The sequence below is a fragment of the Neisseria sp. P0016.S008 genome (assembly GCF_051957775.1).
Taxonomy (GTDB): Bacteria; Pseudomonadota; Gammaproteobacteria; order Burkholderiales; family Neisseriaceae; genus Neisseria; species Neisseria flavescens_B.
The window spans coordinates 224,417-247,997 of record NZ_JBQCWB010000001.1; the positions used below are offsets into that span (position 1 = coordinate 224,417).

Annotated in this window: 15 protein-coding genes and 1 CRISPR repeat array; of the genes, 1 reads left to right on the forward strand and 14 read right to left on the reverse strand. The window is 48.7% G+C overall.

What is annotated here, in order from left to right:
- Positions 1-9: 9 nt before the first annotated feature.
- Positions 10-1,584, reverse strand: a complete 1,575-nt coding sequence (locus tag ACTHS8_RS01110; RefSeq protein WP_440372732.1) for a vWA domain-containing protein — start codon at positions 1,582-1,584, stop codon at positions 10-12.
- A gap of 1,116 nt (positions 1,585-2,700) precedes the next feature.
- Here ACTHS8_RS01110 and rtcR point away from each other — a divergent pair.
- A complete protein-coding gene (gene rtcR / locus ACTHS8_RS01115) occupies positions 2,701-4,329 on the forward strand; it encodes an RNA repair transcriptional activator RtcR (RefSeq protein ID WP_440372733.1) in 1,629 nt (542 codons plus the stop codon).
- Between the two features lie 185 nt (positions 4,330-4,514).
- On the opposite strand, the gene fghA is transcribed toward rtcR, so the two are convergent.
- The 13 genes from fghA to pip all read right to left on the reverse strand — a co-directional run bounded on the left by fghA (position 4,515) and on the right by pip (position 23,563).
- Positions 4,515-5,342 (reverse strand): S-formylglutathione hydrolase, encoded by an 828-nt coding sequence (gene fghA, locus ACTHS8_RS01120; protein WP_440372734.1) that lies wholly within the window; start codon positions 5,340-5,342, stop codon positions 4,515-4,517.
- Between the two features lie 8 nt (positions 5,343-5,350).
- Complete coding sequence (locus tag ACTHS8_RS01125) at positions 5,351-6,487, reverse strand: S-(hydroxymethyl)glutathione dehydrogenase/class III alcohol dehydrogenase (protein ID WP_440372735.1); 1,137 nt, start codon at positions 6,485-6,487, stop codon at positions 5,351-5,353.
- A 313-nt stretch (positions 6,488-6,800) separates the two neighbouring features.
- Positions 6,801-11,032: direct repeats of the CRISPR family, unit length 32 nt; unit sequence GTTTCAACACACAGCCGCCTGAAGGCGGCTGG.
- A gap of 189 nt (positions 11,033-11,221) precedes the next feature.
- On the reverse strand, positions 11,222-11,515 hold the full coding sequence (cas2, locus tag ACTHS8_RS01130; RefSeq protein ID WP_003685729.1) for a CRISPR-associated endonuclease Cas2: 294 nt from the start codon (positions 11,513-11,515) through the stop codon (positions 11,222-11,224).
- A 74-nt stretch (positions 11,516-11,589) separates the two neighbouring features.
- Positions 11,590-12,603: a type I-C CRISPR-associated endonuclease Cas1c gene (gene cas1c / locus ACTHS8_RS01135; protein ID WP_440372736.1), complete on the reverse strand. Its 1,014-nt coding sequence runs from the start codon at positions 12,601-12,603 to the stop codon at positions 11,590-11,592.
- Between the two features lie 10 nt (positions 12,604-12,613).
- Complete coding sequence (locus ACTHS8_RS01140; RefSeq protein WP_440372737.1) at positions 12,614-13,171, reverse strand: hypothetical protein; 558 nt, start codon at positions 13,169-13,171, stop codon at positions 12,614-12,616.
- 40 nt (positions 13,172-13,211) lie between these two features.
- Positions 13,212-13,862, reverse strand: coding sequence for a CRISPR-associated protein Cas4 (cas4, locus tag ACTHS8_RS01145; protein WP_440372738.1), 651 nt, complete (start codon positions 13,860-13,862; stop codon positions 13,212-13,214).
- A 15-nt stretch (positions 13,863-13,877) separates the two neighbouring features.
- Positions 13,878-14,744: a type I-C CRISPR-associated protein Cas7/Csd2 gene (cas7c, locus tag ACTHS8_RS01150; protein WP_005636528.1), complete on the reverse strand. Its 867-nt coding sequence runs from the start codon at positions 14,742-14,744 to the stop codon at positions 13,878-13,880.
- A gap of 11 nt (positions 14,745-14,755) precedes the next feature.
- A complete protein-coding gene (cas8c, locus tag ACTHS8_RS01155) occupies positions 14,756-16,537 on the reverse strand; it encodes a type I-C CRISPR-associated protein Cas8c/Csd1 (protein ID WP_440372739.1) in 1,782 nt (593 codons plus the stop codon).
- Positions 16,534-17,208 (reverse strand): type I-C CRISPR-associated protein Cas5c, encoded by a 675-nt coding sequence (gene cas5c / locus ACTHS8_RS01160; protein ID WP_440372847.1) that lies wholly within the window; start codon positions 17,206-17,208, stop codon positions 16,534-16,536. Before cas5c ends, cas8c begins: the two co-directional genes overlap by 4 nt.
- Positions 17,209-17,330: 122 nt before the next feature.
- Entirely contained in the window at positions 17,331-19,076 is a 1,746-nt protein-coding gene (locus ACTHS8_RS01165) for an ATP-binding protein (protein ID WP_308111364.1), read from the reverse strand.
- Complete coding sequence (locus ACTHS8_RS01170) at positions 19,066-20,115, reverse strand: SIR2 family protein (protein WP_440372740.1); 1,050 nt, start codon at positions 20,113-20,115, stop codon at positions 19,066-19,068. Before ACTHS8_RS01170 ends, ACTHS8_RS01165 begins: the two co-directional genes overlap by 11 nt.
- Before the next feature lie 108 nt (positions 20,116-20,223).
- Positions 20,224-22,512 (reverse strand): CRISPR-associated helicase Cas3', encoded by a 2,289-nt coding sequence (cas3, locus tag ACTHS8_RS01175; RefSeq protein WP_440372741.1) that lies wholly within the window; start codon positions 22,510-22,512, stop codon positions 20,224-20,226.
- 121 nt (positions 22,513-22,633) lie between these two features.
- Positions 22,634-23,563, reverse strand: coding sequence for a prolyl aminopeptidase (pip, locus tag ACTHS8_RS01180; protein ID WP_188213358.1), 930 nt, complete (start codon positions 23,561-23,563; stop codon positions 22,634-22,636).
- Positions 23,564-23,581 lie beyond the last annotated feature (18 nt).

Consider the following 23,581-nt stretch of genomic DNA (forward strand, 5'->3'; position numbering starts at 1 on the left):
GCCTTAGCTTCAGTTCACAGTTGCCAACGGTGTTTTCTCAATCTCTTCTACCCAGAAATCTGTACCCATACCTCGTTCGGCAAAGGAACCAATCAGAGAGAATACTTGGTCGGAGAAGCCGCCGATGTTCAAGATATCCTGACGGTTTCGTGCTTGAGCCGTAGTGTAAGGCTGGATATCCAGGCAAACGAGTTTGGCTTCTGGACAGCGTTTTTTCAGGATGTCCCATTCTTTCATCAGGCTGGTTGTTGCGCCCCATTGTTGACTGTCATCTGCCCAACTTTCGTTGTCTGACACAATGACAACCAAATCCACGTCAGCTTTTTCACGGTTCAACATAGCGAGCGGTGCGCTGCAAGCCGTTCCGCCGCCGCCGACATTGGCGAGTTTTTCGGCGTTAGTCATGATGCTGTCGCGCGGGTTGAGCTTCACGTTTACCGTGATTTGTTCAAACGGTATCACGCGGGCTTGCGGATTAGTACGCAACATGGCGGCGGATACGAGCGCGGCAATATCGATGCAGCGGGTTTTGGTGGACGCACTGCCGCGATAGCCGGTAACCGGGCTGTGCATAGAGCCGGAGACGTCCGGGCAAACTACGACTTTGCCTCGAATGGCCGGTACGTTTTGTACGGCGGTTTCCATCGCATCTTGCAGCGCTTCGCGGATTTCAAACGGCATTTGATTAGATGTTGCCTGATACGCGGTCAGCAATTGGTAAGGCAGGACGCGGGCACGGGCAATGGCGGTTTCGTCACGCAGTTTTTCTGCCACCATTTTGATGTTTTTGCTTTTCGCAAACACTTCGTGGCGCAGGAAAGTGTTCAGGTTTTGACGAACCTGCTGCCATGAGCCGTTGCGGGCGATTTGCGCCCAGTCGCCGCTGTTCAAGTCTAAAGCTGTAAGCATTTGGAAAGGAACATTGGGCAATTCGCCTTCTCGGCTTTGTTTGTAGTCTTCAAAAGCGCGGGTAATGGGCGGCAATGCTTCGCGGTCGTACGGTTTGCCGATCAGCCATGCAAACCATGCGGCACGCCATGCTTCACGCGGTTTGGGATGCACCATTTTGACCACGTCTGCCAGCGACGGCGAATTGCCGACGGCGGCGTTCAACAGTTGTTTTTCGGTGGCGGTCAAAAGCCAAGTCTGCATCAGTTTTTTCGGACGGTTGCCGAAAGATTTTCTGCCGACTGCGCCGCTACGGATGATTTGTGCGAAGTTACGCAACATTTTACCGTTGTCCACTACTTGGTCGAATACGCGGGCGAGCATGTTCACATCTTTTTGCGCCAACACGGCAAGCAACAGCGCAGGCATATCTTTCATAAAACCTTTTTGACGGGCATATACGGCAGTTTTGGCGATAAACTCGGCATCCAGGCTTTCTGCCAATTTCAACACTTGGTCAAGCTGGCTTTGTGCATCGGCATAGAAAGTATTGTTCAGACAACCGGTAGCGGCAAGCTGTGCCAGCTGTTGTTTGGGCGTCAGCGTGTAGGCGATGCCGCCGGCTTCGTTATAGGTATCGGTTTTAGTAAAACGGTTTTTAATCGATTGAAACAAGGTAGTATTAGCCATTTTCATCTTCTTTCATATTGTTGGTTTGAGGCCGTCTGAACTTGTTTTAGCTTTGTTTTTCAGACGGCCTTGAATGGGTGGCAGTGTGGCGGCTAAAGATGAAGAGAAGCGTTTTTAACTGAAAGCTAATGTATTCTCTTCCGGGCATCCGCCTACTGCCGTAGGGCGACTAGTTTTATTAGGATCATTCGGGTTTGTAGCAAGAAAGGAATGTAATCCTAATGGCATTCGCCCATAAGGGGTGGCACATCTGGCAACGAAGAGTGAAGAAATTTTTACGCGCTCTATCCTCTGAGCTACTCTGCCATAGTTGGCGGCAGAGACGGGATTCGAACCCGCGACCTCGAGCTTTACAGGCTGTAATTCCTCCGGCATTTGCCGAATGCACCAAAAACGGTTTTTATATCGGTCCGCCTGAATATTTCAGACGGCCTCGAATGATGGCAGCGTAGCAGATAAACATGAAGAGAAACGGTTTTAACGTGAAAGGTTAATGTACTCTCTTCAAGCATCAGCCTACTGCCGTATAAAGTAATATGGCACGCAACAAGTTTTTCAGGGAAACATGCCTTCGCTCTACCAACTGAGCTACTCTGCTATTTGGAACAACAGAGGCAGGACTCGAACCTGCGACACAAGGGTATCCATGTTGTAGTTTCCCTAGGCATTTGCCTGCCATATTGGAAAAGGGTGGGCGACTAAATAAACAAGACGTTCAACGTCTATCAGACGAGACAGGATTCGAACCTGTTAATCCAAATGTAGTCTTGTTGGCATTCGCCCTGTAACTCCACAGCAACTAAATTTACGGAAAATTTTTCTCCGGTAACTGTATTTCCCGAAGCATCTGCTGTATCGTTACATTCACAACATAGCCAACAACGTGCCAAGAATAAAATTTTTACAAAAATAATTTTTAATTTATTGAATATAAAGAAAATATATTTTAAAGTAGCTTTTATCAGCAAGAAGCGTAAAATAATAAAAATATATTTATAGATAGTTATATAGAAAATAAAATATAAAAGAATATATGATGAGATTCGATGATTTGGACAAACGCTGGCAGTTAAGTAAACGGCAAATTTGTATTGGAAAAAATAATTTGAAGGCCGTCTGAACATGAATACCCACCCCAAAAAACAAGTCGCCATCAGCTTTCTCGGTACAGTGCTGGATAAAGGTTTCAATCAAGAGCGTTGGTTGAAATGGCGGCCGAATGTCGCCATGAATCAACGTCAAGATTTTCATCTTGACCGCATGGAGCTGTTTTATGCGGAGAAATACCGCGAACTGGCAGATCATGTAAAAGCCGATATTCAGCAGGTATCGCCGCACACAGTCGTCAATCTCGTACCTATGGAGCTGGCAAACCCGTGGGATTTTTCCGAGGTTTATACCAAACTGCACGACTGGGCCGCGAGCTATCCATTTAATATTGAAGAAGAAACCTATCTCACCCACATCACCACAGGTACGCACGTTGCCCAAATCTGCCTGTTCTTATTGGTAGAATCGCGTCAAATTCCGGGGGTGTTGCTCCAGACTGCACCACCGAAAAATCAAAGACGCAGCATGATTTCAGGCGATGTTGGCAGTTATGAAATCATCGATTTAGACTTGGCTCGTTACGACGTACTGGCAGAACGCCTTGCCGCCGTACGCGATGACGCAGTGCGCTACCTGAAAAGCGGTATTTCCACCCAAAACACCGCCTTCAACCGCATGATTGCCGAAATCGAACAAGTCGCACTCAATTCCCCTTCCCCCATTCTGCTTTCCGGCCCCACAGGCGCAGGCAAATCCATGCTGGCACGCAGGATTTTTGAATTAAAAAAAGCGCGCCATCTGATTAAAGGCACGTTTGTCGATGTAAACTGCGCCACCCTTCGCGGCGACGGCGCAGCATCTGCCCTGTTCGGCCACAAAAAAGGCGCCTTTACCGGCGCCGCAGAAAAACGTGAAGGCTATCTGAAAACTGCTGACGGCGGCGTATTGTTTTTAGACGAAATCGGCGAATTGAGCTTAGACGAGCAAGCCATGCTGCTCAAAGCCATTGAAGAAAAACACTTTTATCCCGTCGGCAGCGACAGCGAAGTTAAAAGCGACTTCCAACTTATCGCCGGCACCAACCGCGACCTGCGCCACGAAATCCGCGCCGGACGCTTCCGCGAAGACCTATTCGCCCGCATCAACATCTGGAATTACCCACTGCCCGCACTCGCCAACCGCCGCGAAGACATCGAGCCCAACGTCGAACACCAGCTCGCCCTAGCCTCACAAGAACTCGGCCGAACCACCCGCTTCAACAAAGAAGCCCTATCCGTCTACCTTGACTTTGCCCACTCCAACCAAGCACCATGGCGCGGCAACTTCCGCGACCTCGCCGCCAGCATCATGCGCCTGGCCACACTCGCGCCACAAGGCAGGATACAGGTAGAACAAGTCCAAGCCGAAATCGAACGCCTCAAATGGTTATGGTCGGAAGAACCCTTTTCAGACGGTCTCCTACATAAAAGGCCGTCTGAAAAAATACAAGACTATCCCGATAAAGTCGATTGGGACACATTGGATTTATTCGACAAGCTACAATTGCAACACGTTATCGACGAATGCCGCAAACACCCCAACATGGCCGCCGCCGGCCGTGCATTGTTTAACGTCTCCCGAACAGAAAGGGCAAAAGTTAATGACAGCGACCGATTGAGGAAATATTTACAGCGATTTGGATTGGAATGGGGAGATATTTAAGTAGAGTGAGCAAGGAGGTTTTGCAAAGGCCTCCTTATGCTGATTCTAGGAAGTAGCTAATTTTAATAGAACTTTTTATTATTTATAAAAATAAAAGGCATCAGATTGATGCCTTTTATTTTCGTTAACATGAAAAATTAACGTTCACTCCAACGTTTGTTCGATTCACGAATCACTTCTTTGGTTTACTTCAAAAATGCCGCATGATAGGCAATATGCTCACCAATAAAACTGGCGATGAAGTAATAGCTATGATCGTAGCCTTTATGGAAGCGCACATCGGCCGGTTGATTTGCCGCACGACAGGTTTCGATAAAATCCTCGGTACGCAATTGTGTTGGCAAAAACTCATCTTCCAAGCCCTGATCAATGCGCATACCTTGCACTTTATAGCCTTGTTGGATGAGCGAATTGGCATCATATTGCTGCCATTTTTCGCGATCCTCTCCTAAATAGGCAGAAAAGGCTTTTTCTCCCCAAGGCACAAGGCTTGGCGACAAAATGGGCGAAAAGGCAGAAACACTTTGATAACGTTCTCGGTTTCGCAGTGCCAATACCAATGCACCGTGTCCACCCATTGAATGTCCCATGATGGAACATTTGCCGTTGGTAGGAAAATTTTCCTCAATCAGACCAGGCAACTCGTTCAAAATATAATCATACATTTGATAATTCGTCGCCCAAGGCTGCTCGGTCGCATTAAGATAAAAGCCCGCACCTTGCCCTAAATCGTAAGCAGCATCGTTCGGCACTTGCTCTCCGCGAGGGCTAGTATCGGGAGCAACTACAATCACTTGATGTTCAGCCGCATAACGCTGAAAGCCTGATTTGGTAATGAAATTTTGTTCAGTACAAGTCAAACCGGAAAGCCAATAAATCACACCAAGCGGTCGATTCTCCTGATTATCCGGCAAATAGACGGCAAATTTCATTTCGCATTGCAGCGTTTGGGCATGATGTGCCCAAACTTGTTGCGAACCGCCGAAAATTTGATGTTGTTCAATCAGTTTCATCGCGGGCCTTAGTAATGAATAACAGAGCGGATCGATTTACCTTCGTGCATTAACTCGAAGGCTTCATTGATTTGATCAAGTGTCATTGTGTGGGTCACAAACGGTTCTAACTCGATGTCGCCTTTCATTGAATCTTCCACCATTTTCGGAAGTTCAGAGCGACCTTTCACGCCACCAAATGCCGTGCCTTTCCAAACACGACCTGTGACCAACTGGAACGGACGAGTTGAAATTTCTTGGCCTGCACCCGCTACGCCGATGATAATGGATTGTCCCCAGCCACGGTGTGCACTTTCTAATGCCTGGCGCATTACGTTTACATTGCCGATACATTCAAAGGTATGGTCAATGCCCCATTTATTGATGTCTAACAACACATCTTTGATCGGTTTATCGTAATCGTTCGGGTTCAAACAGTCAGTTGCACCAAACTGTTTTGCCAGCTCGAATTTTGAAGGATTGGTATCAATAGCAATAATGCGACCCGCTTTGGCTTGACGCGCACCTTGCACGACAGCCAAACCAATCGCCCCCAAGCCAAACACGGCAACAGAGTCGCCTTCTTGTACTTTTGCTGTGTTATGTACCGCACCAATACCTGTGGTAATGCCGCAGCCAAGCAAACATACTTGTTCGTGGTTCGCTTCTGGGTTGATTTTCGCCAGTGAAACTTCTGCAACAACTGAGTATTCACTGAAGGTCGAACAGCCCATATAGTGATAGATCGGCTGACCTTGATAAGAAAAACGCGTCGTGCCGTCCGGCATTAAACCTTTACCTTGTGTATCACGGACTGAGACGCATAAGTTGGTTTTACCTGAACGACAAAACTCACATTCGCCACATTCAGCGGTATAAAGAGGAATGACGTGATCACCCGGTTTTACGCTTGACACACCTTCGCCCACAGCAACCACCACACCGGCACCTTCATGCCCAAGCACCACAGGGAATACGCCTTCAGGATCGCTTCCTGATAACGTAAATGCATCAGTATGGCACACGCCCGTGTGAGTATTACGAATTAATACCTCGCCTTTGCGTGGCATTTCTACGTCGATTTCCACAATTTGTAAGGGTTGATTTGGGGCGAATGCCACCGCCGCACGAGATTTGATGGTTGAATTGGTTTGTTTATTTTCCATTATTTTTGCCTTTTAATTCATTAATTAAAGTTATTTAGCCTAAGAAAGAAAACAACAGCTTATACTTTGGAATTCTCTATAAAGCAAGCATTTTTGCAATTTTAGCTCCGACGGTAGCATGATCGACTGATGGGCCACCATGCAATCGGCGGTTAAAGGCTTCCGAATATTTCCCTAAGTCATGCAACTTTCCCATCTGGCAGGCCATTTCCTGTACACCGAAGAAGAGTAGCCTGCTTGGACGATATTTGAACATACAGCCACCCAAAGGCGGCTGACGGAATAGGTTGTCATAGAATTCGTAGTTGCTAGAGTTTCAACATACAGCCGCCTGAAGGCAGCTGGAAAAAGTTGTTAAAAGCCTATTGACCCTTTGGGGGTTTCAACACACAGCCGCCTGAAGGCGGCTGGTCGTTGACGTAGGCGACGGCGTCGACGGCGGTGTCGTTTCAACACACAGCCGCCTGAAGGCGGCTGGCTACCTAATTTGTACATGGCTTCAATTCCTTCAATGTTTCAACACACAGCCGCCTGAAGGCGGCTGGGACGCATGAAGATGGTTGGGTTTTTGAATTTTTGTTTCAACACACAGCCGCCTGAAGGCGGCTGGAGCTTTTCAACGGCCATACAGACGTAAGACATCGGTTTCAACACACAGCCGCCTGAAGGCGGCTGGATTGAATTCGCTGTTGTTGTAAGAAACCCAAGCTGTTTCAACACACAGCCGCCTGAAGGCGGCTGGTTTCTAATTTGAACCGACTACACCGCCATTCGGGCTGTTTCAACACACAGCCGCCTGAAGGCGGCTGGATACGAACAGACTACAAACTGTCCAAGTTATGGGGTTTCAACACACAGCCGCCTGAAGGCGGCTGGGCGAGAGAGCGTAAGCCTGAGCTGACCGGATATCAGTTTCAACACACAGCCGCCTGAAGGCGGCTGGCGACAGCGACTTGAAACGCCGCCTCGCCGCATTGGTTTCAACACACAGCCGCCTGAAGGCGGCTGGATGAATATTCATTGTTTTATGAATACGTTTATGATGTTTCAACACACAGCCGCCTGAAGGCGGCTGGGCAAGTCATCGCCGAGCTGCTTATCCCCGAAGAAGTTTCAACACACAGCCGCCTGAAGGCGGCTGGCTTTTGGTTTGTGCTTGTAGGTACAAACAACTACCGAGTTTCAACACACAGCCACCTGAAGGCGGCTGGCCACCGTGGGTAGAGCGAAAACACTTTTTCAGACGGTTTCAACACACAGCCGCCTGAAGGCGGCTGGAAAATCAAAGAGAGAGTTGCGAGAAAACCAACAAGTTTCAACACACAGCCGCCTGAAGGCGGCTGGAACCATAGGCAGGTTTTGACAGCTTCGTCAGCCCGGTTTCAACACACAGCCGCCTGAAGGCGGCTGGAACGATTCGCCGTTGATGATGTCGAATAACGCCTGTTTCAACACACAGCCGCCTGAAGGCGGCTGGCCCTAGAATAAAAACGTTCCGCTCCCTGTCCGATGGCTGTTTCAACACACAGCCGCCTGAAGGCGGCTGGAGTAAAGCTGATTCGTCTGTCTTGGTTATGGGCGGTTTCAACACACAGCCGCCTGAAGGCGGCTGGTTCGGGCGCGGTACATCGTTTTTAACGCGGTTTATGTTTCAACACACAGCCGCCTGAAGGCGGCTGGTTACTGGAATAATCTCAATCGCTTCAAGCCATACGGTTTCAACACACAGCCGCCTGAAGGCGGCTGGATCTGACCTACGGCCGCGCCATGAAACTATGGCGCGTTTCAACACACAGCCGCCTGAAGGCGGCTGGTTGGTCGGCTAAAACCGCCTTTTGCATTTCGATTGTTTCAACACACAGCCGCCTGAAGGCGGCTGGTATCAAAAACTTGCATTTCCTGTTTTTTACCTTTAGTTTCAACACACAGCCGCCTGAAGGCGGCTGGATATCGCCGTATGCTTCCTGATATTCCGTCAACTGTTTCAACACACAGCCGCCTGAAGGCGGCTGGGCAATAATCCTTTTTCTGTTTCCTTGCTCCCTGTGTTTCAACACACAGCCGCCTGAAGGCGGCTGGCTCACACTATCATCAAAGACATAGCCGGGCAAATGTTTCAACACACAGCCGCCTGAAGGCGGCTGGGCTTCCTTGATGACGTGCTGCATGATTTGTGCGTGGTTTCAACACACAGCCGCCTGAAGGCGGCTGGTTTTTTCATATCTACCCCTTAAACAAATAAATTAAAGTTTCAACACACAGCCGCCTGAAGGCGGCTGGATGAAAGCACTAAGAATCAAAGACGATCAGGAAGTTTCAACACACAGCCGCCTGAAGGCGGCTGGATCAGGGATGAAAAACGCGCGTCCAGAAGTCTATGTTTCAACACACAGCCGCCTGAAGGCGGCTGGGATACAAATACAGGCAAAACACTGGGCATAGGCTCGTTTCAACACACAGCCGCCTGAAGGCGGCTGGAAAGTAAGACGTTATCCGCCACCGTGGGTAGAGCGTTTCAACACACAGCCGCCTGAAGGCGGCTGGCTTCGGCCAGCGTGAGCTGATGTTGATTGACAACGTTTCAACACACAGCCGCCTGAAGGCGGCTGGCTGATAAAAACATTTTTGTTGTCACTCAACGTTTTGTTTCAACACACAGCCGCCTGAAGGCGGCTGGTGCCAATCAGGTACAGATACGCCCAATCGCTTTGAGTTTCAACACACAGCCGCCTGAAGGCGGCTGGAATCCCACGCGCGCGCCACGACCACCAAGAAAACCGTTTCAACACACAGCCGCCTGAAGGCGGCTGGGGCGCTCGACAAGCCGATGCATCCGAGCCTGATGGTTTCAACACACAGCCGCCTGAAGGCGGCTGGCAAAAGAACTGACTGCCTCCGGCTCTGCCGAGCTGTTTCAACACACAGCCGCCTGAAGGCGGCTGGGGCAGGCCAGCGCCAAGCGCTGCAAAGCAAAATTGTTTCAACACACAGCCGCCTGAAGGCGGCTGGGAAAACAATTTGGGCTTACACAAGCTCAGGTAGCAGTTTCAACACACAGCCGCCTGAAGGCGGCTGGGTCGTCATCGTGCGCGTTAACGACAGCAAAAACACCGTTTCAACACACAGCCGCCTGAAGGCGGCTGGCGTTGGCGGCTTTGATGATGGCGACTGGTTCACGGTTTCAACACACAGCCGCCTGAAGGCGGCTGGTTCGGTAACTTCAGGGCGGTTGTTGTCTAAAAAGATGTTTCAACACACAGCCGCCTGAAGGCGGCTGGTCGGGGCTTCTAAATCAATTCCTACGTCATCAGCAGTTTCAACACACAGCCGCCTGAAGGCGGCTGGTTGCAATTATCGAGGATTTCAAAGCCCGATTGCGAGTTTCAACACACAGCCGCCTGAAGGCGGCTGGATTTATCCCAAAATGCCGGTACATCAAGAGAGTAGTTTCAACACACAGCCGCCTGAAGGCGGCTGGCTGCGACCAAATCACAGCAGACGATTTGATGTTGTCTGTTTCAACACACAGCCGCCTGAAGGCGGCTGGACGGAGCCACTCAATCCCGACAGCTTGGAAATGCTGGTTTCAACACACAGCCGCCTGAAGGCGGCTGGGGTTAAAGCGATTCAGGAGTTGTCCGCTCAAGTGGTTTCAACACACAGCCGCCTGAAGGCGGCTGGCGAATCAGAACAAGCAATTCTGATTTTTTGGTGCATGTTTCAACACACAGCCGCCTGAAGGCGGCTGGTGATGGCTACTCTCGCTTGCAAGCTCCACGCCGGGGTTTCAACACACAGCCGCCTGAAGGCGGCTGGGAGCCACGAAGTAGTAATGCAGTTCAACCAACTGGTTTCAACACACAGCCGCCTGAAGGCGGCTGGCGACGGTCTCGTCAGCCGATTGGGCTGGGCTTGGTTTCAACACACAGCCGCCTGAAGGCGGCTGGTTGAGCAGGCCGTTCATCAATAGGCCGCAGGCAAGGTTTCAACACACAGCCGCCTGAAGGCGGCTGGCGGCGGCGGCAATGCTTTGGTCAAAGTGTTGGCGTTTCAACACACAGCCGCCTGAAGGCGGCTGGCGTCATCGTGCGCGTTGCCGAAAGCAAAAACACTGTTTCAACACACAGCCGCCTGAAGGCGGCTGGGCATAAATTTACCGTCGAGCTGGTTTACTGGAAAGTTTCAACACACAGCCGCCTGAAGGCGGCTGGACGATGATCGAAAAGGGCAAGGCTGGATATGAAGTTTCAACACACAGCCGCCTGAAGGCGGCTGGCTCCGCCCTGACCGCCGCCATCACGCACACAACCGCCGTTTCAACACACAGCCGCCTGAAGGCGGCTGGGCGACACCTATTTATTCAAAGTCGCCCTGACCAACGTTTCAACACACAGCCGCCTGAAGGCGGCTGGTACCCTTTAATCAATACAGCCGCAGCCAGGCATGGTTTCAACACACAGCCGCCTGAAGGCGGCTGGAAAATCAGCCCCCACACGGCGGCGGAGTAGAGTTTGTTTCAACACACAGCCGCCTGAAGGCGGCTGGAGCCTCTCTCAAAAGCCTTGCTCCATCAGGTTTCTCAAATCCGATTTCGCTAAACTCTCAAGAAAAGCAGAAATGCGAGTATAACACAGCCTTTTCTGTTACACCCACATTCGCAATATCCTGATTGTTAAAGAACAATCCTAATTCGCTAATCTTGCCACATTTTCATGAGAACAACAGGTTAGCGATTCACACAATCAACGTATCCTTAAACACATCGACCGCCGGTTTCGCGCCGTGGTGCTCTACTTTGCGCCGCCATTTGCTGCCCAGATGGTAAAAGCGCAGGCTGTCGGTTTCAGGGTTGTAGGTTTTCAAGAGTTTGTCTTTTAAAACAACCCACTGGTCGGGCGCGATGTCGCATTCGAACACAGAATACTGCACGCGCACGCCGTAGTCCAGACACAATTTCGCCACGCGCCGCAGCCTTGCCTGTCCTTCGGCGTCTTCCAGAGAAATATCGTAAGTAATCAGCATCAGCATTTTGTATTCCCACGTGCAGGCTGCTTTAGAGGTCGTCTGAAAGCATCCAACCCGTTTTCAGGCAGTCTGCAAACCTATCTCATCAAAAACGGCGGGTATTCCGCCAAATCCCCACGCAAATGGCGCGCCAGCAGCATTGCCTGAATATACGGCAGCAACCCAATTTCCACTTCCTCGCCTAAAAACGGATGAACGATTTTCTCCTGCTTTTTCGCCTGCAAGGCTTGGAACAAGAGCTTACGCGCCTCGGCTTTCAGACTCACCGCGCCGCTTGCCTCGGTAACAAAATCCTGCGGTTTGATTTGCCCGCGGTTAATCAGCGACAACACCAACCTGTCCGCCCACCACGCGCGGAATTCTTCCAAAATATCTTGCGCCAAACTGTCGCGCCCGGGTCGGTCGGCGTGCAGAAAGCCCACCTGCGGGTCCAGTCCCACGCCTTGCAGCGCGCCGCTGATGTCCTTGCCCAGAATGCTGTACACAAACGACAACAGCGCATTCACCCCGTCTCTGGGCGGACGGCGGTTGCGCCCGTCAAAAGTAAAGCCGCTTTTTTCGCTCAAAAGCTGCCCGAACACGCCGAAATAACGCGCCGCCGCATCGCCTTCAATGCCGCGCACCACGTCCAGCTCCGCCGCGCCCTTCAACTGCCGCAGCGAGATATTCAAAGCATCGACCGCACTTTGAATCGCCGCATTCTCTCCGTAATTGCGAATCTGCCGCTGAAGCACCCGCTTACTCGCCTGAATCTTCGCCGCGATAATGTTCCGCGCAATCGGCACGGGATTTTGCTCCGACACCCGATACTGCGCCCGTCGCAACAGCACATTACCGCTCTGCCGCCCCTGAAGCCGCCCCAAGAAACGACTGTTTTCGGTAAAAAACGCCAAATTCACATTATTTTCACCGCAAAATCCCAGCAAAAACGGCGATACCAGCACATTCCCAAAACAGAAAATATGTCCAATGGAATGCACCGGCAACTGCGCCACCTTCTTGCGCTCCTGCTCCACCACCAGCGTCTCCCGCTCCTTATGCAGGTAGCTGCCTTGAGTGGTGATGTAGAGCGTGTTTTGCAGTTTGCGCATGGGTGTATTCCTATCTATTTTCTAAACTACTAGGCTTACCAATAATTCCTTTTTCATGTATTGATAACCAATCTAAAAAACTGGATACTAAATTTTGGTCATTTATATTTTTATGGCCTGGTCCTTTCTTAACAATCCCAAGGAATTTTTCAGGCAATAATGGTGCTTTGCTTCCAAAGTACCAAAAATCTTCACATATTAAAACATTAGTAGAGTTCAAATCATGACTCATATTGCCTTCATCATGGAAAGGGTTATTTAACTGAATCCAGGTTCCATTCTCTTGATAATAAATATTATCTCCTCTTCTTCTTGAAATATTTTCATCACTTGGTTTTTTAACTTGATATATTGGATTTTCAAAATATTCATTCATATTCACCACATTAGATACTTGAGCTACATAAATTAATCGATTTTTATAAGCTCCTGCGCTGGAGCCTATTCCAACAAGAATATCTCCTATTTTTGCACTATTTCTTATTTTTGGTTTGCATGTGGCGAGAGTTAAAAATCCACCATAAGGATTAGGAGCAAAACCATAATCATGTGTAATGATATAACTCATTATTTTCATAATTTCATCTCGATTAAATAATTGAAAATTTCTATTCCCTAAACAACCCCTCCACATACCCCACACTCCTATCCCGTTTCCCCAACAACTCCGGCTGGCAAATCTCCACTAGCGAGCAGGCTTTGCAGCGTTTGCCGTAGTCGGGCGGCGGGGTTTGTCCGCTGTTTAGGAGTTCGCGCACGGCGGCGATAGTGGCGAGTGTTTGGGTGCGCAGGTCGTCTGAAAATACGACGGGGACGCGGTGGCGGGTTTGCATATACCACAGCTCGCCCTCAGAGACGGTTTGCCCCGTCATTTCTTCCAAACACAAGCCTTGGGCACAAAGCTGGATTTCATCCATCGGATCGGGTTTGGGCTTGCCGCGTTTGTATTCCACAGGTTTCAGACGACCTGTTTTTGTATCTACTTCCACCAAATCCAACACGCCGCTGATACCCAGTTTTTCCGCAGACACATGCACCGTCCGCTCAAAACGCACGCCCTTGCGCGTTTCCGGTTCGCCCGAATCCACCCGCTCATGCAGCGCCTTGCCCTGCGCGGTCAAATAGTTCTCTGCCCACGCCTGCTCGTTGTGAATTAACGCGCATTGACGCGGGCAGAAGGCGTAGTGTTGCAGGGCAGAAAGGGGAATCAGGCGCGTGTCCTGATTTTCCCCTTGGCTTTTGGTTGAAAGTGCGGTCATCTTTTCAAATGTTTTTTAAAGCAACTCTTCCACACTCACGCCATTTAGGCCGTCTGAAACCACGCTGATTTTGTAATCGCCAAAACCGCTGGCGGGCGTACCTGATTCTCCGTTTACGCGTTCGACTTTCACGGCGTCAAACAATTTATGTGCAGGCTGGCTGCCGAGTGCGCTGTCGTGTTTGAAAACGATCAGTTTGCGCGCTGCCATTTCGCCACGGGCGGCGGAGCGGTCATGCTCAAACATCAGCGTCAGGGCTTGCCAGAGTTTGGCTAAATCGTCGTCTGAAAAACCGGTTTTGGCGGCAAGGTTGGCGGAGATAAAGCCGTGCACGCGGTAGAGCGCGTAAGGGACAATGTATTTGCGCCCCATGGTGCGTTCTTTTTCCAAGTCTTTTTCGTTGGTTACCGCCATGCGGGTGATGGAAACTTCCAGCGGCACAATCGGGTCGATGGATTGGGCGAATGCCAGTTGTACCGGGCCGCGCACTTGTCCGCTGTTGACTTCGGTGGTCATCACAGCGCCAAAGGTGCGGATATCGAAGAAGTTTTTACACATCCAAGCGGTAATGTCGCGGGCTTTGGCTTCGTCTTTGGGCAGTTTTTTGGCTTCCGATTCAATGCCGAGTGCTTCATAAGCGCGTTTGTTTTGCAGGTTTAACACGCTTTTTTCTTTCACGTAAATTTCGTAACCGGCTTCGTTTTCGCTGCTGATTTCGACAAAATTACGGATTTTGCGTTTTAAACAGACATCGGTTACCAAGCCTTTACTGGATTCAGGATCAAGACGCGGCATATTGCCCGCGTCGGGATCGCCGTTGGGGTTGCCGTTGGTTACGTCAAAAAAGTAAACAAATTCATAGCGGTTTTGAATGGCAGACATTTTCTGGCTCCTTAGTTTTCAATAGTTTCAGCGGTTTCTTTTTTAGCAAAATAGCTTTGTTTTTGATGGTAATAGCCGATGGCGAAGCGGCCTTGCTCGTCAATGCTCAAATGGCGCGGAAAGGTTTCGGGCAGTTTGGCAATGATTTCGCCCAAATCTTTATCCAAATTCACCGCCATACCGGCTTTGTCTTTACGCAAGCGCGATAAATGGTGTTTTGCGCCCGACAAAAGACGCGGAAAAACCGAAAACGGCACGGCGGATGCAGAGCCGTAATAGCGGTCGGCAATGCCGGCGTTTAATTCGCCCAACGCCTGATATTGAATGCGCTCCAACACGGCAAACAGCCGCCCTAAAAGATAGGCGCGATTCGGGCTTTCATTGTTCAAACTCATAGGAACTCCTTCTTCGATAAAATCTTTTCTAAAACGCCGCTGCAATACGGCTTTAATCATTGCCACGCGCAGTCCGTTTACATCGCCGTCGGCGCGAATTCGGGTAATCAGTTGCGACAGTAAACTCAAGGGGTACGGCGTGCCGCAAATCACGGCGCGGGTCATTTCGCCTGCCAACACGGGTGAGATATTTTCGCTTTTGCCCAATACGGCAGTTTGCAATAAGAGTCGCCAAATAGACGGCGGCGTTTTCCATGCGCAAGGTTCAATAGCTAAATCTTGCCAATGCTTCGCCAAATTTTCCGCCAACTGCCCAAACGTGGTATCCAGCCAAAACCGAACAGAAATCCGCGCAGCATTGGGGGCAAGCCCTAAGATATAAAAACGGGTATTGGGAGAGAGTTCGGGTGCAATTTCTTGCAGTGGACGGCCTTTGTTACTTATTTGTTTCAATACGTTGAAAACTTTGGCGCTTTCTTGTTCATCATCCGGCGGCGTGAACACTTGCGCGAAGAAGCCTTCGGCAGCTTGCGCGGTCGCGTTATCATCCGCTTCCGCCCAAAAGACCGTACTGGCATCGCCGATGGTCAAACAGTGATTATTTTCGCGGCGCAACAGATAGTTCAGCGCGGTGGTGTAGGCAAAGGCGGATTGTTCAGAGACGGGCGCATTTGCGCCTTGCTCCTTGCCAAACGAAGCAAAGGCTTCTTTGTTGAACGAAATAATCGAACCGCCGGAACTTTGTCCACCAAACACGCCTTTAATCGCCGGATGCAGCCGCGCAATCGAGGCGGTGTCGCCGCTAATCAGGCACAAACCCTCGAGTGCTTCATCGCTTTTCAGGCAGCCTGCCCACAAGCTTTGCGCGGCTTCGCGTTTATGGATAAGTGCGGTCGGTTTTTCAAGAGAAAATGCGATGTTGGCATCGAGCATTTCGGCAGGCAGATTTTCGGCAGCGAAATGTGCAGGCTGCCAGTTTTTTAGAAAACGGCACAAGGCTTGTAAGCCTTCATCGTCGCTGTTTTGCAGTAAATCGAGATGGTATTGCTTGAAGGCGTCAAAAGTTTTTTCAGACGGCGTAAACGGTTTTGCTTTCGCTTCGGCTTTGTTTTTATTGACTTCCACGCCAAGCGCGTAGGCGGTTTTATCCCACAAAAAATTCGGCTTGATACCCGACGTGCGTTTTTCAGGGCGCGGCACGCTCATCAATTTCGGCTGTGGCTTTTTATCGGCAGTCAGATTCGGCACAACGGTTTTCAGACTGCCTTCTTTATCCAACACCAAAATCCAGCCGATTTTCTCCTCGCTAAAGCCATAAGGCGGCACTTTCGGGTTGCCCATTTCATCGTTTTCCGCTGCCAAACGGCTGTAATAGCGGGCAAGGGACGCAAGAATCATGCTTTCACCTCCTCGGCGTAAAACGACGGTACATCAATCACGCCCTCTTTCATTTCCGCGCGGAAAAAATGCGGCGTGTTGCCGTGGTCAAAATCAATATCATGCAGCATCCAGCCCAAATCACGGCTTGCCTCGCTTTCCAATAACGCCGATGGCGGCAGCGGCTCGCCTTCGTCAATCAACGCAAAATCGGCAGGAAATTCACGTACGCCCAAACAAGGCTGCTGAAAGCATTGCCCTTTTTTCGCACGACGTTTGAACATCTCGATATGCTTGGTAACGGTCTCATCCGCCCCCGCTTTTGCCGTCAGCACCGCATGGGCTTCAATCACATAAGCCACGTCTTTAAGCACCGTCGCCGCACGCTGCTGGCGGTCGTCTTCAATCAGCGTATATAAATCGGCAACGCTCTTGCGCTTCATCGCGCCGCTGACCTTACCCGCCGAAATCTTGCCGCCCAACTCATTGCGCCGCACCGACTCAAATCGAATCGGTTTCAGCACATAAATCCGATCTATCACCCACCGAATCGCCGGCTTCCAATGCACCGCCGCCAAAATCCCGCGCGCCGCCGACGGCGTAATGACATCATAAGACACCCGCTCCACCTTCATCTCCGGACGGGTAAAACAGGCATAATCGCCCCAAACATGTAGGCGGATTTGGTTCATTTGGTTCTCCTTTTGGTTGTACACACGCCCCTTCATAAAGAAGGGGCGGATTAGCTGACTAATCTAACTACTTTAGTTTCAATCCACGCACGGTTAAGTGCGAAAAGTTTTCAGATGACGTGCTATGTTCGAACTTGTCGGCGTAGTGCTTCAACAGCTTTTGAGACAGCATCTGGTTTTGGTTCTTGGTTTGCCCAATCACTCCAAAATTGCCGCGTTGCGCTTTCAGGAGCTATTTTAGGCTTATCTAGTTTAATTCTTGTAGGGAGTAAAATTGAATCGCCTAATAGCAATGCTTCACCTAAGTCAAGCAATGGCAAAATATCTGTAATTCCCACCATTGATTCAGGTAACAACCGTTTCACAACACTTTGATCTTGATCATTTGTTAAGCGAAGAACCAAGAAATTATTGCATTGACTGAGAATCGTCCGACTAACATCCGAAGGACGCTGGCTAACAACTAATAAAGATACACCATATTTTCTGCCTTCTTTTGCAATGCGTTCAAAGGCTTCTAATGCACGTTTTTCTGCTGCCTCTGCTGCATCACGAACTGGGAGATATAAATGCGCTTCATCGCAAACAATCGTTAATGGGTGTCGTGCATCCTTATCCATCCAGAATTGAATGTTATATAACAAGCGAGCAAGAACACCTGTAATAATTGGCAATACATCTGATGGAACTTCAGAGAAATCAATGATTTTAATGCCTCTTTGGCTCTCTGAAACAGCAAACAGTTTCATCAACATATTTTCTAGCCAACCGTAGGCATTACATTCTTTAGGAGGCTGAAACATAAACCCACAACGTCTATCATCAATTTTGGCTTTCAGACGACCTATGAATCTAGTTAATCTACCGTTCCAATCACCTTTTACCTCTCCTCTTGCTCCTTGCTTCATACCAGTATCATCTCTATTTAGATACTCCAGCAAAGAATTAATGTTATATGGAATCGGTGAATCAACTGTAAATGTCTCAAGAACTTCCGTTTTTCTTTCACTTTTTAAGGTCTGCTCTTTCAAGGTACGGACATGTTCGGTAAATCTTGCTGCCTGATTTGGTGCATTATCATCACTTCGGTCAAGAATCAAAGCCAGCATTTCTTCTCTATTTAACAACCAGTAGGGTATAAATAAGCTATTCGGATTTGAACCGTCTAAATCTCCTGGCCCTGCAATATGATATTGCTGTGCAATTGGTTTGTCTCCCTCGCATAAGGTTGAGTATTCTCCATGCATATCAAATACAATAAGATTAGCCGACTTTAATGCTGCTGCTCTTTCTAGAATCAAAGCAACAGACCAACTTTTACCAGAGCCGGTACTACCTAAAATAGCAGCGTGCCGTTGAAAAAACTTATCGCCATTCGCTACTGCTATTGCTGTTTCATCAGCCATAAAATGACCTAATGTCAATCGCTCATTTTCTGCTACATTGGCTGATAGCAAATTCATAAATAATTGCAGATTATTGCCACTAAGATGAAAGCAAGTTTTATCAATTTGAGGGAAGCAATCCGCACCACGTTTAAATGTATTGCTCAAGCTGCCATCAACTGTTTTGTAAGTCCCAATTAAAACAGCTCTAATAAAATCATCTTGACTTTCTCCTAACGGAATTGAACCATCATCAGATTCATTTTCCAAAAGTAATTTTTCACTAATTGATCGAGTTACCCGTTCAATGATGCCAATAAGGAATTCATTGGCTGTTCTACCATTGATTGCAATCAAATTACCAACGGCAATGCTGGTCATTTGTTCATGTTCTTCGACAGAAATCAAAACCCGACTTGTATCTACCGTTACCACTCTACCGAGCTGATCTTTAGCTTCAAAATTTAATTTATTAACATCCATTTTCTAGAACCTCTTTCACAAAATATTCAATATCCCACCAGTCAACATTAGAAATAACCTCTTCTCCCGAGCTACTAATAACGGAAGTGCCTTGTGGATTTTCATTAAAAACAAGAGCCTTGCAATTTGATGATTCACTGACTACTTTTCGAGCATTATCTGACAAACCCCTTGTCAATATTAAAGTTTTGATACCGCTTTTAATCTGAGTGGTCAGATGCGTTTGAAGATGATCATCATTGAAACCATAGCCAATACATAAAATTGCAGAAGCGTCATCAATTGCCTTATTCCCTTGTTCTCTATGAACATCAAATGGCTGCTCATAGCCCTTTTTATACTTACCAACACCAGGCGTAATAATTAACGGCTCTTCCATTGCACCTATGCAACTAGTCATTGGAGTGTCCCCAGCCATAAACCAATCTAAACTGCCATGTGGTTTATAAATTTTGATATGATTTCGATAAACAAGTCTTAGTGTTTTTCCTTTTGTAACAACCTTTTCAACTAATAATTTTGCACTTAAATCAGAATTATGTTTTCCCCAGTATCGTCCGACCATCATTGAATCAACACCCCAATCTGCATACTCAGCTGCAAACTCAATCAATCTATCGTAATTGGTTGTAATTACACGAACTGTTTTAGGGTCACATGCTGAAATATGAGGCAATAAATAGGAGAATTTGAGCTTCTTATTTTCAGAAATACATCTATTAATTGCTTTCTGTTCTTCATTTAAAACATATTCAGCCGTTATTTTGATTATTGCAGATTCGATTGCATCATTAGCTGGATGCTTTAATAAAGCACCTTCTAATCCGTCTGATTCAAGGCAGGTTGCAATCTCATTCCAAGTTTTCAAATTTTCATCGGAGATTTTGCTGGGTATCTCCTGTTTCAATTTCTCACCTAGATGCCACATACTAGGCAAACCTTCCGCACAAGATAGACCTGAACCAACAATAATTACTAACTTATCTGTAAAGATCGTTTGCAACCATTTTTTTAAATCATCAAGTTCTGTGTTATTCATTTTTTACGCGTTCTCCAGCATCCATTTTTGTGTTGATTGCATATTACTCTTGTACATTTAAAAAATCAACTTCTAAAGAAGTTAAATTATTTTATCTTATAGGCAAGCTTAAAAAACCAAACTCTCTCCCTTCAAAAACTCCGTATCCTCCCAAGAAAGCCCCGCCACTTCATCATACAAATCCAGTCCAATCAGCGTATAAAACTGTTTGCCGAAGTTTTTCTCGTTAATCGGTTCGATACGCCCGGCTTTATACAAGGCGGCTAGGGCTTTTTCGGGGATTTGGACGGTGTAGGGTTGCAGTTTGCGTAAGAGTCCGCCGATGTGGTCGGCGTGGTGCAGGCTGCTGATGAGGTTCTCCGCTTCATTGTCAAACGGAATAATCAGCGGTTGCATGTGGCTTTCGATCATGCGAAATTTGTCGGCGATGGTTTGGAATGGGAAATCGAGGCTTTGCCCTGTATCGTTGTGCATTTTCAAAATTTTTTTATTGTCCAGTTCGCTGCCTTTTAATTGATAAAGCTCGGCGAAATAGGCGGCGACGGCTTGGGTGGATAAGAGGTCGTCTGAAAAGCTGTCGGCGGTCAGGCGCATAACGGCGGCTTGGGTGGCAAGTTCAGGTGGGGCTTTCCATTGTTCTTCGGGTGCGAATATCCATACAAAGCTGTTTTCAGGTAGCCTTTTGCCTTCGCGGTTGCAGCGTCCGGCAGCTTGGGCGACGCTGTCTAAACCTGCTTCGGCGCGCATCACCAGCGGAAAATCCACATCCACACCGGCTTCAATTAAGGAGGTGGCAATGACGCGGCAAGGTTCGCCGTTTTTCAGACGGCCTCGGATCTCATCGAGCTTTTGGCTGCGGTGTTTGGCGCACATTAAGGTGGTCAGGTGGAACGTGCCGTCAAGGTGTTTGGCTTGGTCGTACAGGCTGCGGGCGTGGCGGCGGTTATTGACGATAACAAGCATTTGCGGGTGTTCGGCAAGTTTGGCGAGCAGGTCGGCGTCGGTTTGTGTGCCGATGTGCTGCACGGTGGTGCGGCGCAGTTTGTTGACAAGTGCGGTCGGTTTTGGGGCAATTTCGCGCACATTTTCAAAGCCGCGATAAAAGCCGTTTTCGGCTTGCACGGCTGGTTGGGTGGCGGTGCACATGACGATGCTGCAGCGGTAGTTTTGCGCCAATTCTTTGATGGCTTGCATGATGGGAAGCAAAAGATTGAGCGGCAGCATTTGTGCTTCGTCGAGGATGATGACGGAGCCTGCGATGTTGTGCAGCTTGCGGCAGCGCGAGGAGCGGTCGGCAAAGAGGGATTCGAAGAATTGCACGGCGGTGGTCACGACAATCGGCGCGTCCCAGTTTTCCGAGGCAAGGCGCAGTTTGTCTTTAGTGGACTCATTTTGCAGTTTGCCGTCGTCGAAGGTGCTGTGATGTTCCAACACAGCTTGTTCGCCCAATTTGCCAAAGGCTTTGCGGAATTCGGCGGCATTTTGTTCGATGATGCTGGTGAACGGGATGACGTAAATCACGCGTCGCATATCGTGCTGTTTGGCGTGTTCCAGCGCAAATGCCATGGAAGTGAAAGTTTTACCGCCGCCGGTTGGCACGGTAAGCGTGAATAGCCCTTGCGGTTGTGCCGCTTGTTCTACGGTATGATCGAGAATTTCACTGCGCAGGCGGTTTAAGGCGGCATTGCGTTTTTCGGCTTCAGTTTGCTCTGGAGCTTCGGCGATACGTCGTCTGAAAGCGTTGATAAATTGATTGAAATTGTGTTGTAAGGCGTTTAAATCGGGATAACCGCCTCGCTCGGCGGCTTTGTTTTCTAGGTTGGAATAAAAGGCTTCAGTATCAAGATAATCAGCATCCACCAAGCAGGAATAGAGCATTCGGGTGAAGAAGGCGTAGGAGAAAAAAGGATGATGCGCGTCGGCTTTGAGTGGTGGTACGGATAGGTTTTGAGGGGGCTTGATTTCTTGTTGCCACAGGTTATCGAGAACGGGAATATCTTCGCTGAATTGCAAGGCTAAACGCTGCTTTAATGTGCGACGGTTATCACCTTCACCGTTTCCATTAGCCAACCCTGCATGGTGCCCCGCAATGCAAAACGCCATTAACTTGCCGATAACATTTCCCCAACGTTCGACAGCAATTTTGGCTCCAGCAGTGGAATGATCGACTGATGGGCCACCATGTAATCGGCGGTTAAAGGGTTCCGAATATTTCCCTAAGTCATGAAGCCGTCCCGTCTGGCAGGCAATTCCCTGCGCACCAAATACCCGAGCAAACTCCGCCGCCATTTCGCCTACATTTACTGAATGGCTTTGCAAGGTTTGCCAATGTTCGTAAGGTAAGAGATTACCGAGTTCGTCTTGCGCGGAATGGGCGTAGTAAATTAGGGGTTTCATATTGAAATTCTAAAAAATTCAGACTGATATCATGCAATGATAATATGATATTAAATTTAATATGTAAATAGAAAAAATGCCGTCTGAAACTTTTTCAGACGGCATTGTCATTTATTAATCTTTATAACTTGCTTCTAATATCCTCCACTGCTTTCACTAAAGCTTCGGAAAGCGAAGGATCAAAAGAAGAGTGGCCTGCTTGAACGATTCTTAATTCTGCTTCAGGAAAGGCTTGCGAGAGTTCCCACGCGCTTTGCATCGGGGTGCATAGGTCATAGCGGCCTTGGACGATGATGGTTGGGATATGGCGGATTTTGTCGATGTTTGCCAAGATGGCTTTATCGCCCTGCAACCAGCCTTCGTTCACGAAGTAATGGTTTTCCATTCTTGCGATGGCAAGGGAGGCTTGTGGGTCTTCATCTACGTCTTTAGGTTCAAACTGAATAAGGTAGCTTTCCCAGTCTGCCCATGATTTGGCCGCTTTGAGGCGCGTGGCTTCATCGTCGCTGAACAGCATTTCATGGTAGGCTTTAATTAGGGCTTGGCGTTTGTTTTCGGCTACGGGAGCAATGAATTTTTGCCATTGGGCCGGATAAATTTGGCTGACGCCGCCTGCTTCGTTCAACCATGCCATTTCAGACGGCCTGCACAGGAAAATACCGCGCAAAACTAAGCCGCTGACGCGATCGGGATGGGTTTCGGCATAAGTCAGCGACAAGGTGCTGCCCCATGAACCGCCAAAAACCAACCATTTTTGAATACCGAGCATTTCGCGTACTTTTTCAATATCGGCAACCAAATCCCATGTGGTGTTGTCTTCGATACAGGCATAGGGTTTGGAACGTCCGCAACCGCGTTGGTCGATAATGACGATGCGGAAATGCTCTGGATTGAAAAAGCCGCGACAGGCAGGTGATGCGCCTGCTCCGGGGCCGCCATGCAGGAAAATCACGGGGTGTCCATCAGGATTACCTGATTCTTCCCAGTAGATTTCGTGAATGTCGGATACGCGCAAAAGGCCGCTATTTCTTGGTTCTTGAATCGGATGCATGAGCTTTCTCCTTTGTCT